Below are 251 nucleotides of genomic sequence, written 5' to 3'. Positions count from 1 at the left end.
CCAGCTGAGCTAAACGACCTGGGATTCTTGAAATGATGGTGGGTCGTGCTGGATTCGAACCAGCGACCAATTGATTAAAAGTCAACTGCTCTACCGACTGAGCTAACGACCCATCTAAATCATTTTTTTACAAACTGGTGGTCGTTACTGGGATCGAACCAGTGACCCCCTCCTTGTAAGGGAGGTGCTCTCCCAGCTGAGCTAAACGACCTGGGATTCTTGAAATGATGGTGGGTCGTGCTGGATTCGAA

Annotated in this window: 2 tRNA genes; both read right to left on the bottom strand. The window is 49.0% G+C overall.

The annotated features are described in order from the left end of the window. Nucleotides 1–36 precede the first annotated feature (36 nt). Nucleotides 37–112 (bottom strand) — tRNA-Lys (locus AACW87_RS17480). A gap of 23 nt (nucleotides 113–135) precedes the next feature. Beyond that, a tRNA-Val gene (locus AACW87_RS17475) sits at nucleotides 136–211 on the bottom strand. Nucleotides 212–251: the final 40 nt, after the last annotated feature.

Source organism: Aeromonas sp. MR7 (assembly GCF_963899385.1).
In the GTDB taxonomy this organism is placed as follows: domain Bacteria; phylum Pseudomonadota; class Gammaproteobacteria; order Enterobacterales; family Aeromonadaceae; genus Aeromonas; species Aeromonas bestiarum.
This window is presented reverse-complemented; position numbering and strand designations above follow the sequence as displayed.